Consider the following 12,937-nt stretch of genomic DNA (forward strand, 5'->3'; position numbering starts at 1 on the left):
CCTAGTATTTTTATAGTTAAGCCCTTATCCCATGATGAAAGAGATCCAACCATGCAACTAACCACCGTGATCGCAAAGCAAATCGTTGAGCGCTCAATGAAAATCATCAAGCATTCTGTCAATGTGATGGATGAATATGGCGTAATTATTGGCTCTGGCGATCCATCTCGCCTTAATTGCCGTCATGAGGGGGCTATCTTAGCCATTAATGAAAATCGTATTGTCGAGATTGATCACGCAACCGCCCAGCAATTACGAGGGGTAAAAGCTGGGATCAATCTACCAATTATCTTTCAAAATCACATTATTGGTGTGGTCGGTATTTCAGGTCAACCTGCTGAAATTCACCAATATGGAGAATTAGTTAAGATGACGGCAGAGTTGATCATTGAACAAGCCGCATTGATGACAGAGATACAGTGGTCAAAACGACACAAAGAGGAGTTAGTTTTACAGCTTATTCAACCTTCGGAGCTCAACACTCAACAACTGTATTCGATTGCTGAACGCTTAGAGCTCGATCTTCATCAACCTCGGATCGCTACCATCATTAAGGTTGATTCATTTAACGGAGAGAACCTGTCTCTTACTCACCTACAAAAGCTCGTTCATTTACTTGAATACCCTGAACGCGATAATTTGGTGGCGATCAGTTCAGTGACATTAAACGAAGTTGTGGTGTTAAAACCAATTACACTGACGGATACAGGGTGGAATAGATCTCACGAAGAAAAACGTATTCGCCAACTTTTCCAACGAATATCCCATGATGAGAAATTCACGATAAAAATAGCACTTGGTGATTACTTTCCTGATTTAAAAGGTCTTGCACAATCTTATATGACGGCAAAGGCCACCATGAATACCGCAGACTCCAAAAGCCGCATTCTTTTTTACCAAGATAATATCTTGCCTGTTTTAATTGATGGCTTACGACCTGATGCATGGCGATCGGAACAATTGGCGCTTCCGATTCAAAAGCTGATGGCCAGTGATACAAAACATATTTTAATTAAAACACTACGTGCCTTTTTTAATCATAATTGTGATTCAGCTCAAACCTGTAATGCGCTTCATATACATCGTAATACTCTCCGCTATCGACTAGACAAGATACAACAAGAAACCAACTTAAATATCAATAAGATAAACGATCGTACTTATTTATATTTAGCAATACTATCAAGCAACAAGTAAATGTGAATTTGTGCAGCTGCACAATCAAAGCTACACCCCGGCGATAAAATTTGTTCATTCGTCTAAAGCTTATTTCTACTCTTAAAGATAGATTACTGGCATCTTAATTATTAAATGGAACATTAATATGATCGAAGTATCAACTTTAGGTGCACTCGCCGCCTTGACCGTTGCAATTACACTCATTTTGAAAAAAGTACCGCCGGCTTATGGCATGATCATTGGTGCTTTAATCGGTGGTATTGTTGGTGGCGTATCACTTACCGATACCGTGAACTTAATGATAGGTGGTGCACAAGGTATCGTTACTGCTGTGCTTCGTATTCTAGCTGCTGGTGTTCTTGCTGGTGTTCTAATCGAATCAGGCGCGGCAACCTCTATTGCAGAAACCATTGTAAAGAAAGTCGGTGAAACTCGTGCTTTATTTGCTTTAGCCGTCGCGACAATGATCTTAACCGCCGTTGGGGTTTTTGTGGATGTTGCTGTTATCACCGTAGCTCCTATTGCACTTGCCATTGCTCGTCGTGCTGATCTTTCAAAAATGGCGATTCTATTAGCTATGGTTGGTGGCGGTAAAGCGGGTAACGTTATGTCTCCTAATCCAAACGCCATTGCAGCTGCTGATGCCTTTAATGTTCCTTTAACTTCGGTAATGGCAGCAGGTGTGATCCCTGGCTTATTCGGCCTAGTCTTTGCCTATTTCATCGCTAAGAAATTAGTCAATAAAGGCAGTAAAGTTCAAGAGCACGAAGTCGTGGCAGTTGATCACTCTCGTTTACCAAGTTTCGTTACTTCAATCGTCGCTCCTCTTGTTGCTATTAGCCTTCTTGCGTTACGCCCTATCGCAGGGATTAACGTTGATCCACTCATCGCACTTCCACTTGGTGGTTTATTAGGTGCTGTTGCTATGGGACGTTTTAGAGACACCAATCACTTTGCAGTATCTGGCCTTTCCCGTATGGCTCCAGTGGCGGTAATGCTACTTGGTACAGGTACTCTTGCAGGAATTATTGCGAACTCGGGACTTAAATCAGGCTTAATTGAAGTATTAACCGCATCAGGTCTTCCTTCTTATTTATTAGCGCCTATTTCAGGTGCAATGATGTCACTCGCAACGGCATCAACGACCGCGGGTACAGCAGTTGCAGCCAGTGTCTTTAGTCATACTATTTTAGAGCTTGGTGTTCCCGCTCTTGCTGGTGCTGCAATGATCCACGCAGGTGCGACAGTATTAGATCACATGCCACACGGCAGCTTCTTTCATGCAACAGGTGGCGCAGTTCACATGGACATGAAAGAACGTTTAAAACTTATCCCATATGAATCAGCGGTTGGTCTTATGATCGCAACTGTTTCAACTCTCATCTTTGGTGTCTTCGGTTTATTTGTTTAATAAGGCTTTATTATGAAAATTGTTATTGCTCCTGATTCTTACAAAGAAAGTTTAACAGCGATGGAAGTCGCTACGGCAATTGAAGCTGGATTTAAACAGGTATTACCTAACGCTGAATATATTAAATTACCGATGGCCGATGGCGGTGAAGGGACAGTTCAATCTCTAATTGACGCTACTGGTGGGTCTATAATTGAACATACGGTTACCGCTCCTCTTGGTGAGAAAGTAACTGGATTCTATGGATTACTTGGGGATGGCCAAACCGCAATTATAGAAATGGCTGCGGCATCAGGCTTACACCTTGTTGAACCCAATTTCCGCAACCCTTTACACACTACAACCTATGGTACTGGCGAGTTAATTAAAGCGGCTCTCGATAAAGGTGTAAAACATATTATTGTCGGAATTGGTGGCAGTGCGACTAATGATGGCGGCATTGGCATGGCTCAAGCACTTGGTATTAAGTTGCTGGATAACGATGGTAATGATCTTACTTTTGGTGGCGGTTCATTAGCACACCTTGCAACGATCGATACTTCAAATAAAGATCCTCGTCTTGATGATATTACGCTTGAAGTCGCGTGCGATGTTGATAACCCATTATGTGGCCCCAAAGGTGCATCTTTCGTGTTTGGCCCACAGAAAGGGGCAACACCTGAAATGGTCAAAACATTAGATTCAAACCTAAACCATTACGCTGATGTGATGAAATCACAATTGAATAAAGACGTAAAAGATACAGAAGGCGCAGGTGCTGCAGGTGGTCTTGGTGCGGCGTTACTTGGTTTATTTAATGCGACGCTTCGACCTGGTATCGAAATTGTAATGGACGCGGTTAATTTAAGTAATGTGTTATCTAAAGCAGATTTAGTGATTACAGGTGAAGGCCGAATTGATAGTCAAACCATCCATGGTAAAACGCCTATTGGTGTAGCAAGAACCGCGAAAAAGTTTGATTTACCCGTTATTGGCATTGCTGGTTGTCTATCTGATGATTGCGCTGTTGTTCATGAATATGGCATTGATGCGGTATTTAGTGTCGTACCTCGCTCTGTATCTTTAGAAATAGCCCTAAAAGAAGCTGCAATCAATGTTGAAAATACAGCAAGAAATGTCGCTGCGATTTACTCGATGAATATAAAAAAATAGCATGATTTTTTATACCAATGTAACCAATTAGGTAAGTTATTTAACCAGCAATAATGATCATATAATTAATGGAATTGGTATTATTGAATAGGTTATTAATATAAAGTTATACGCAATAAAAAAGCAGCCAATTTGGCTGCTTTTTTCATTTATAAACAAAGATTAAGCGGGTTCTTGGAAAATAACTGTGTCTGCTTTATCTGTATACTGACCCATTTTATGGAAGTTCAGGTAACGGTATGTATCTGCAGCTGTTGCATCTATCTTCTCTGCGTACTCTAAGTACTCTTCTTTTGTTGGAATGCGGCCAAGAATCGCACCAACAGCAGAAAGTTCAGCAGAAGCCAGATAAACGTTCGCACCTGTACCCAAACGGTTCGGGAAGTTACGAGTAGAGGTCGACATTACTGTCGACTTGTCAGCAACACGGGCTTGGTTACCCATACATAGTGAACAGCCAGGAGTTTCGATACGTACCCCAGCGCGACCGAAGATGCCGTAGTAGCCTTCTTCTGTCAGTTGGTCTTTATCCATCTTCGTTGGCGGAGCAACCCATAGACGAGTATTTAGTGAGCCGTTAAACTCCTCTAACATCTTACCTGCAGCACGGAAGTGGCCAATGTTCGTCATACATGAACCGATAAACACTTCTTGAATCTCAGTGCCTTGAACATCAGATAGAAGACGAGCATCATCTGGATCGTTTGGCGCACATAGGATTGGTTGGTCGATATCAGCAAGATCAATCTCGATAATATGAGCATATTCAGCATCTGAGTCAGCAGCTAACAACTCAGGGTTCGCTAACCACTCTTCCATTGCAATTATGCGACGTTCAATCGTACGAACATCACCGTAACCTTCGGCAATCATCCATTTAAGCATGACGATATTCGAGTTTAAGTACTCAGAGATAGACTCTTGAGAAAGCTTCACTGTACAACCAGCTGCCGAACGTTCAGCCGATGCATCTGAAAGCTCAAATGCTTGCTCTACTGATAGGTGGTCAACACCTTCAATTTCTAGTACACGACCAGAGAATTCATTGATCTTACCGGCTTTTTCAACGGTCAGTAGACCTTGCTTGATACCGTAAAGAGGAATTGCATGTACCAGGTCACGTAGCGTGATACCCGGCTGCATTTCACCTTTAAAGCGAACCAAGATTGATTCAGGCATATCAAGAGGCATAACACCTGTTGCTGCAGCAAATGCTACTAAGCCAGAACCCGCAGGGAATGAAATACCTAGAGGGAAACGTGTGTGTGAATCGCCACCAGTACCTACAGTATCTGGCAATAACATGCGGTTTAGCCATGAGTGGATAACACCATCACCCGGACGCAGTGAAACACCCGCACGGTTCATGATGAAATCAGGTAGCGTATGGTGAGTGTTTACATCAACTGGTTTTGGGTATGCCGATGTGTGACAGAAAGACTGCATTACAAGATCAGCAGAGAAACCAAGACATGCTAGATCTTTAAGCTCATCACGAGTCATAGGACCGGTCGTATCTTGAGAACCTACCGTTGTCATTTTCGGTTCGCAGTACTGACCAGCACGCACACCTTCAACGCCACACGCTTTACCAACCATCTTCTGAGCTAGCGTGTAGCCTTTATCAGATTCAGATGGATCGATTGGTTTAGCAAATAGATCCGTCTCAGCTAGGCCTAGAGCATCACGAGCACGGCCAGTTAAGCCACGACCAATAATCAGTGGAATACGGCCACCAGCACGCACTTCATCGAGAAGTACTTTGCTTAGCTCAAAGTTTGAAATTACAGAACCGTTCTTGTGAACAACACCTTCATAAGGGTAGATATCAATCACATCACCCATGTTCATATCTTGTACGTTCAACTCAATTGGTAGTGCACCTGAATCTTCCATTGTGTTGTAGAAGATTGGTGCAATTTTACCACCAAGACAAACACCGCCAGTACGCTTATTTGGTACGAATGGAATATCTTCGCCCATAAACCAAAGCACTGAGTTTGTTGCCGATTTACGTGAAGAACCGGTACCAACAACATCACCAACGTAAGCCAGTGGAATGCCATCTTTCTGCATTTCTTCAATTTGATTGATTGGACCAACGCTACCTTGCTCATCAGGAGTGATACCATCACGCTCCATCTTCAGCATCGCTTTTGCGTGTACTGGAATATCAGGTCGTGACCACGCATCTGGCGCAGGAGATAAGTCATCGGTGTTGGTTTCACCAGTAACTTTAAATACTTTAACGGTGATCTTTTCTGCTACTTTGTTTTTCGCTGTAAACCATTCAGCATCAGCCCAAGATTGAAGTACTTGTTGTGCAAATACATTACCAGCTTTCACTTTCTCTTCTACATCGTAGAACGCATCGAACATAAGTAGAGTATGAGACAGTGCTTTTACAGCGATAGGAGCAAGCTCAGCATCATCTAGTAGAGAAACTAGAGATTCAATGTTGTAACCACCTTGCATAGTACCAAGCAGTTCAGTCGCTTTTGCTTTGCTAACTAATGGGGACTCCACTTCACCCTTTGTAATTGCTGTTAAAAAACCAGCTTTAACATAAGCGGCTTCATCAACACCAGGGGGAATGCGATTTTCTAGTAAATCAAGAATGACCTCTTCTTCACCTTGTGGCGGATTTTTTACTAGTTCAACTAATGCTGCTACCTGTTCAGCATTTAATGGTCTTGGGACCACACCTTCAGAAGCACGTTCTTCGACGTGTTTACGATAAGCTTCAAGCACGACTTAATTCCTCACTTTCTGGTCTACTCTTAATGAGTAAACATCCTTGGAAACGATTCAGTTTATATCCATTAACTTTTTAATTCTGTTATAAATCTCAATAAAACAAGAGAATATGTATCGGTATAGACTAAAATGTGGCCAGATGATATCAAATTTAACTTAAAATTAAAATCTCACCACATCAAACAACATACGACTTATAGCGCAATTTTAAACATTATAATGTTGCACCAATGCTTAAATATACTGATTCATGATTTTGCTCTGTACGACCATAAGCTAAAATAATTGGTCCTAATGGCGAGTCTATTCCTGCGAAAATAGAACCTGAGGTATAAATAGGTGCGTCATCAAAATGCTCATCATTCCATAGCCCTCCATTTTCGACTGAAGCCCCTAAATATATAGGGGATTGAAATAATCCAAAATCGTTATCCATTAAACGATATCGATATACAAGACTAGCAAACGCCAAGTTTTGCCCTGTTAAGCTATCTTTTGGTGTGCCTGATAAGCGTAAAAATCCGCCGAGAGATTTGGGTTCTAACTGTAAATCTCCATTCTTATTTTCGACAACACCATATTCAAAATTACCGACGAAAGTATGACGAGAATAAGTCCAAGCAGCTCTGGTATTCACAGAAAACTCTATAACTGAATCTTTAGTTCCATCAATATCAATAACGCTGTCATCTACATTATCATGAGAATAAAGGTACTCTGAACGAACATAGAAACCTTTAGTTGGAAAGGTATAGTTATCTAATGTATCAAGGCGATACTGAGCAAAAACACCTTCTCGCGTGTAACTTGCATCGATACTTGAGATGCTACTAAAAGCGACGTCACCTTTAGTGTATCGCCCACCAATTCTAAAATCACTCCATAAACGACCTTGTAGCCCAAATGCAGCTTCAAAAACTAAGTCACTGTATTCCAATGGAAAATCATTATCAATTGAGCTTAATTCATTACCTGATAAAGAGAATTTTTTCTGCTCTACACTATAAGTAGACTTAAATGATGTAAATAATAGTTGGTTAATTAAAAATGGGGTGTATAGCTCTGCAGAGATTAATTTATCTGTTCCCAACTCAAAGTTAGTTCTTAATTCTGAACGGTTATCTCTAAAGCCAGTTAACTCAATATCAGTAAAATTAATCGACATCCCTAATGAATATTTACTCTGATTATCAAAGTCATCTTCTAATGCAAATCGAAAATCTAAATAATTTGGTCCCCAACTCTTTTCCTTCACTTCAACAACTAGATCATGAGTTCCAGCTTCATTCTCTTCATAGTAATAATCGACCCTCTCAAATCTATCTATCACATATAAATCTCTTACATGTTCCTCAAGCTCACTCGCGCTATACGCTTTGTTTTCTTTTAAATTCAATCGATCACGCAGCATCTTCCCTGTATATAAACTGTTGTTTTTAATTACAATTTCATTAACTTGAATAGTTTCACCACGAACAAGTTGTTCTGTTTTATGTGTTTTCTCATCTAAATATGATTTATAAGCACTTTTAGACAAGACTAACTTATCTAATGCTTTATGCTTCTCATAAGCGATATCGTAGCCTTTTTCATAGGCAAACGACATTTTATCAAACTCAGCGGTTTCCATTTTACCAACATGAGGTGAGAGCAAAATATCTTGTTCTTCTAATAATTTCTCTTGTTGAAGGGTACTGTTTTTTACAATGTAATTTGTTAATTGTCCCATTACAGATAGATAACTAGAGATATCTTTTGCTTCTAAGTAATCAGAACCGATATCTACCGCAATGATAATATCTGCTCCCATCTCCCTTGCTATATCAACAGGCATATTATTTACACTACCACCATCAACTAACAAGCGTCCTTCATATTCAACGGGTGGAAGGGCTCCAGGAACCGACATACTTGCCATCATTGCTTCAGCTAAATTGCCATGATCTAATATAACAGGCTCTAGCTTTTCTATATCGGTGGCAACGGCTCTGAATGGGATAGGAAGATCATCAAATGACTCTAAATAAGGAACATTTCCTGAGGTTGTTCTCAGAATTTTCGCCATATTCTGACCTTGAACAAATCCTTTTGGTGCTTTTAGTTCTGTGAATGAGAAGCCGATATCAGTTCCTATTTGATAACGATCTTCATATTCTTTGTCTCTAATTTGTCTTTCACTTCGTTCAACTTTATCTACAAAGCCACTATTCCAGTCAATAGAATCAATAAATACTTCAATTTCATCCGCACTTAACCCAGACGCATACAAGCCTCCAATATAAGCTCCCATACTAGTGCCTGTAATATAATCAATTGGAATATTCATTTCTTCTAATGCTTTAAGTACACCAATATGGGCAGCACCTTTTGCACCGCCTCCCGCCAATACAAGACCGATTTTAGGGCGAGCTTCAGCAGCCAGCGATGCTGACGAAAATAGATATAGAGCAATAGAAGAAAATAAGAGAGGTTTGAAATGCATGATGTCATCCTTGAAATAGCAATATTAAAAGAATACAGGATGAAAGGTGATAGAGAAAGATAAGTAGCTGAGTTTTGTTTTAATTGATTATGTTAATGAATAATTTTATACCAGTGTAAAAAACCTAGCCAACTGAATTATCACTTCGCAGTGTCTATTCTGCATCATTTTACTTTTATATAGACACAAGAAAGCCCTAATCTTCCGATTAGGGCTTTCTTGGTATAGTGGCTGAGTGGACGGGACTTTCTATTAACCTTAAAAACGACACGTCCCCCGGAGTGACAGGCCGCTAAGCTCTCCAATAAAAAGCTAACCAACTGAACTGCCACTCCACAGCGTCTAGTCTGCATCATTCAACTTTTATACAGACGTAAAAAAGCCCTAATCTTTCGATTAGGGCTTTCTTGGTATAGTGGCGGAGTGGACGGGACTTTCTATTAACCTTGAGAGCGACACGTCCCTCGGCGTGACAGGCCGCTAAGCTCTCCAATAGAAAGTCTAACCAACTGAACTACCACTTCACAGTGTCTATTCCGCATCATTTTACTTTTAGATAGACGTAAAAAAGCCCTAATCTTTCGCTTAGGGCTTTCTTGGTATAGTGGCGGAGTGGACGGGACTCGAACCCGCGACCCCCGGCGTGACAGGCCGGTATTCTAACCAACTGAACTACCACTCCGCAGTGTCTATTCAGCATAATGCTATTTTTGATTTTACTTTTTATTAAAAAGTAAAAATAAATAGGAGCCTGGCGATGTCCTACTCTCACATGGGGAAACCCCACACTACCATCGGCGCTATTACGTTTCACTTCTGAGTTCGGCATGGGATCAGGTGGGTCCATAACGCTATGGTCGCCAAGCAAATTCTTTCTATCTACCTCAATAAGAGATAAATAATAATCTGGAAAGCTGTGTATGCGTTCTTATTCACATTCAATATCGTTCTTGCAACTTCAAATCCGTTCAAAACCCCTTGGGTGTTGTATGGTTAAGCCTCACGGGCAATTAGTACAGGTTAGCTCAATGCCTCGCAGCACTTACACACCCTGCCTATCAACGTCGTAGTCTTCAACAACCCTTTAGGATACTTAAAGTATCAGGGATGACTCATCTCAAGGCTCGCTTCACGCTTAGATGCTTTCAGCGTTTATCGATCCCGAACTTAGCTACCGGGCAATGCTACTGGCGTAACAACCCGAACACCAGAGGTTCGTCCACTCCGGTCCTCTCGTACTAGGAGCAGCCCCTTTCAATCATCCAACGCCCACGGCAGATAGGGACCGAACTGTCTCACGACGTTCTAAACCCAGCTCGCGTACCACTTTAAATGGCGAACAGCCATACCCTTGGGACCGACTTCAGCCCCAGGATGTGATGAGCCGACATCGAGGTGCCAAACACCGCCGTCGATATGAACTCTTGGGCGGTATCAGCCTGTTATCCCCGGAGTACCTTTTATCCGTTGAGCGATGGCCCTTCCATTCAGAACCACCGGATCACTATGACCTGCTTTCGCACCTGCTCGAATTGTCATTCTCGCAGTCAAGCGGGCTTATGCCATTGCACTAACCACACGATGTCCAACCGTGTTTAGCCCACCTTCGTGCTCCTCCGTTACTCTTTGGGAGGAGACCGCCCCAGTCAAACTACCCACCAGGCACTGTCCGCAACCCCGATAAGGGGCCAACGTTAGAACATCAAGCATACAAGGGTGGTATTTCAAGATTGCCTCCACCAATACTAGCGTACTGGTTTCAAAGGCTCCCACCTATCCTACACATGTAGGGTCAATGTTCAGTGCCAAGCTGTAGTAAAGGTTCACGGGGTCTTTCCGTCTAGCCGCGGGTACACTGCATCTTCACAGCGATTTCAATTTCACTGAGTCTCGGGTGGAGACAGCGTGGCCATCATTACGCCATTCGTGCAGGTCGGAACTTACCCGACAAGGAATTTCGCTACCTTAGGACCGTTATAGTTACGGCCGCCGTTTACTTGGGCTTCGATCAAGAGCTTCGACCGAAGTCTAACCCCATCAATTAACCTTCAAGCACCGGGCAGGCGTCACACCGTATACGTCATCTTACGATTTAGCACAGTGCTATGTTTTTAATAAACAGTTGCAGCCACCTGGTATCTGCGACTCCCGGCAGCTTAGAGAGCAAGTCTCATCACCGCTAGGAGCGTACCTTCTCCCGAAGTTACGGTACCATTTTGCCTAGTTCCTTCACCCGAGTTCTCTCAAGCGCCTTAGTATTCTCTACTCGACCACCTGTGTCGGTTTGGGGTACGATTCCTTATAATCTGAAGCTTAGAGGCTTTTCCTGGAAGTATGGCATCAATAGCTTCACATCCGTAGATGCTCGACATCGTGTCTCAGCCTAACAAGAGTCCGGATTTACCTAAACTCTTAGCCTACGCACTTGAACTTGGACGACCGTCGCCAAGCCTACCTAGCCTTCTCCGTCCCCCCATCGCAATTATAAGAAGTACGGGAATATTAACCCGTTTCCCATCGACTACGCTTTTCAGCCTCGCCTTAGGGGTCGACTTACCCTGCCCCGATTAACGTTGGACAGGAACCCTTGGTCTTCCGGCGAGGGGGTTTTTCACCCCCTTTATCGTTACTCATGTCAGCATTCGCACTTCTGATACCTCCAGCAGCCCTTACAGACCACCTTCAACGGCTTACAGAACGCTCCCCTACCCAGTACAATAAATTGCACTGCCGCAGCTTCGGTGTATAGCTTAGCCCCGTTACATCTTCCGCGCAGGCCGACTCGACCAGTGAGCTATTACGCTTTCTTTAAATGATGGCTGCTTCTAAGCCAACATCCTGGCTGTCTGAGCCTTCCCACATCGTTTCCCACTTAGCTATAACTTTGGGACCTTAGCTGGCGGTCTGGGTTGTTTCCCTCTCCACGACGGACGTTAGCACCCGCCGTGTGTCTCCCGGATAGTACTTACTGGTATTCGGAGTTTGCAAAGGGTTGGTAAGTCGGGATGACCCCCTAGCCTTAACAGTGCTCTACCCCCAGTAGTATTCGTCCGAGGCTCTACCTAAATAGATTTCGGGGAGAACCAGCTATCTCCAAGTTTGATTGGCCTTTCACCCCTAGCCACAAGTCATCCGCTAATTTTTCAACATTAGTCGGTTCGGTCCTCCAGTTGATGTTACTCAACCTTCAACCTGCCCATGGCTAGATCACTTGGTTTCGGGTCTATATCCAGAGACTGAACGCCCAGTTAAGACTCGGTTTCCCTACGGCTCCCCTAAACGGTTAACCTTGCCACTGAATATAAGTCGCTGACCCATTATACAAAAGGTACGCAGTCACATAACAAGTATGCTCCTACTGCTTGTACGTACACGGTTTCAGGTTCTATTTCACTCCCCTCACAGGGGTTCTTTTCGCCTTTCCCTCACGGTACTGGTTCACTATCGGTCAGTCAGTAGTATTTAGCCTTGGAGGATGGTCCCCCCATATTCAGACAGGATATCACGTGTCCCGCCTTACTCGTTTTCACTGATGATGAGATGTCGGTTACAGGGCTATCACCTTGTATCGCGGCACTTTCCAGAGCCTTCACCTGTCTCATTAAAAGCTTAAGGGCTAACCCAATTTCGCTCGCCGCTACTTTCGGGATCTCGGTTGATTTCTCTTCCTCGGGGTACTTAGATGTTTCAGTTCTCCCGGTTTGCCTCGCTGCGCTATATATTCACGCAGCGATACTAGCTTATGCTAGTGGGTTTCCCCATTCAGAAATCGTAGACTCAAATGGTTTTTACTACCTAATCTACGCTTATCGCAAGTTAATACGTCTTTCATCGCCTCTGACTGCCAAGGCATCCACCGTGTACGCTTAGTCACTTAACCATACAACCCCAAGAGGTTTCGTATGGACCGTTTGCTTTCACTTTTCAAAGTGAAGACAAAACAGCAACCAAGGTTG

The 12,937-nt window shown here is 43.0% G+C and carries 5 protein-coding genes, 1 tRNA gene and 2 rRNA genes; 3 read left to right on the top strand and 5 right to left on the bottom strand.

What is annotated here, in order from left to right:
• The first annotated feature begins 51 nt into the window (after positions 1-51).
• The 3 genes from AC2INI_RS11360 to AC2INI_RS11370 all read left to right on the top strand — a co-directional run bounded on the left by AC2INI_RS11360 (position 52) and on the right by AC2INI_RS11370 (position 3,742).
• Positions 52-1,197 (top strand): sugar diacid recognition domain-containing protein, encoded by a 1,146-nt coding sequence (locus AC2INI_RS11360; RefSeq protein WP_486304866.1) that lies wholly within the window; start codon positions 52-54, stop codon positions 1,195-1,197.
• 127 nt (positions 1,198-1,324) lie between these two features.
• Positions 1,325-2,590, top strand: a complete 1,266-nt coding sequence (locus AC2INI_RS11365) for a GntP family permease (protein ID WP_045101232.1) — start codon at positions 1,325-1,327, stop codon at positions 2,588-2,590.
• 12 nt (positions 2,591-2,602) lie between these two features.
• A complete protein-coding gene (locus AC2INI_RS11370; protein WP_486304867.1) occupies positions 2,603-3,742 on the top strand; it encodes a glycerate kinase in 1,140 nt (379 codons plus the stop codon).
• 162 nt (positions 3,743-3,904) lie between these two features.
• On the opposite strand, the gene acnB is transcribed toward AC2INI_RS11370, so the two are convergent.
• The 5 genes from acnB to AC2INI_RS11395 form a co-directional block, all read right to left on the bottom strand.
• The gene (gene acnB / locus AC2INI_RS11375; protein WP_486304868.1) at positions 3,905-6,493 is read right to left on the bottom strand and encodes a bifunctional aconitate hydratase 2/2-methylisocitrate dehydratase; all 2,589 of its coding nucleotides are present in this window, start codon (positions 6,491-6,493) and stop codon (positions 3,905-3,907) included.
• Positions 6,494-6,713: 220 nt separating this feature from the next.
• Positions 6,714-8,981 carry a patatin-like phospholipase family protein gene (locus AC2INI_RS11380; protein ID WP_122036236.1) on the bottom strand — a complete coding sequence of 756 codons (2,268 nt, stop codon included), beginning with the start codon at positions 8,979-8,981 and terminating at the stop codon, positions 6,714-6,716.
• 605 nt (positions 8,982-9,586) lie between these two features.
• Positions 9,587-9,663, bottom strand: a tRNA-Asp gene (locus AC2INI_RS11385).
• Between the two features lie 67 nt (positions 9,664-9,730).
• Positions 9,731-9,846: ribosomal RNA gene (gene rrf / locus AC2INI_RS11390) — 5S ribosomal RNA — on the bottom strand.
• Between the two features lie 124 nt (positions 9,847-9,970).
• A 23S ribosomal RNA gene (locus AC2INI_RS11395) occupies positions 9,971-12,861 on the bottom strand.
• Positions 12,862-12,937 lie beyond the last annotated feature (76 nt).

This window comes from Aliivibrio friggae (assembly GCF_057368515.1).

Bases quoted from the DNA above. Each gene is read 5' to 3' on its own strand.
- AC2INI_RS11365 (WP_045101232.1), top strand. From the start codon at position 1,325: ATGATCGAAGTATCAACTTTAGGTGCACTCGCCGCCTTGACCGTTGCA.
- AC2INI_RS11370 (WP_486304867.1), top strand. From the start codon at position 2,603: ATGAAAATTGTTATTGCTCCTGATTCTTACAAAGAAAGTTTAACAGCG.
- AC2INI_RS11380 (WP_122036236.1), bottom strand. From the start codon at position 8,981: ATGCATTTCAAACCTCTCTTATTTTCTTCTATTGCTCTATATCTATTT.
- AC2INI_RS11360 (WP_486304866.1), top strand. From the start codon at position 52: ATGCAACTAACCACCGTGATCGCAAAGCAAATCGTTGAGCGCTCAATG.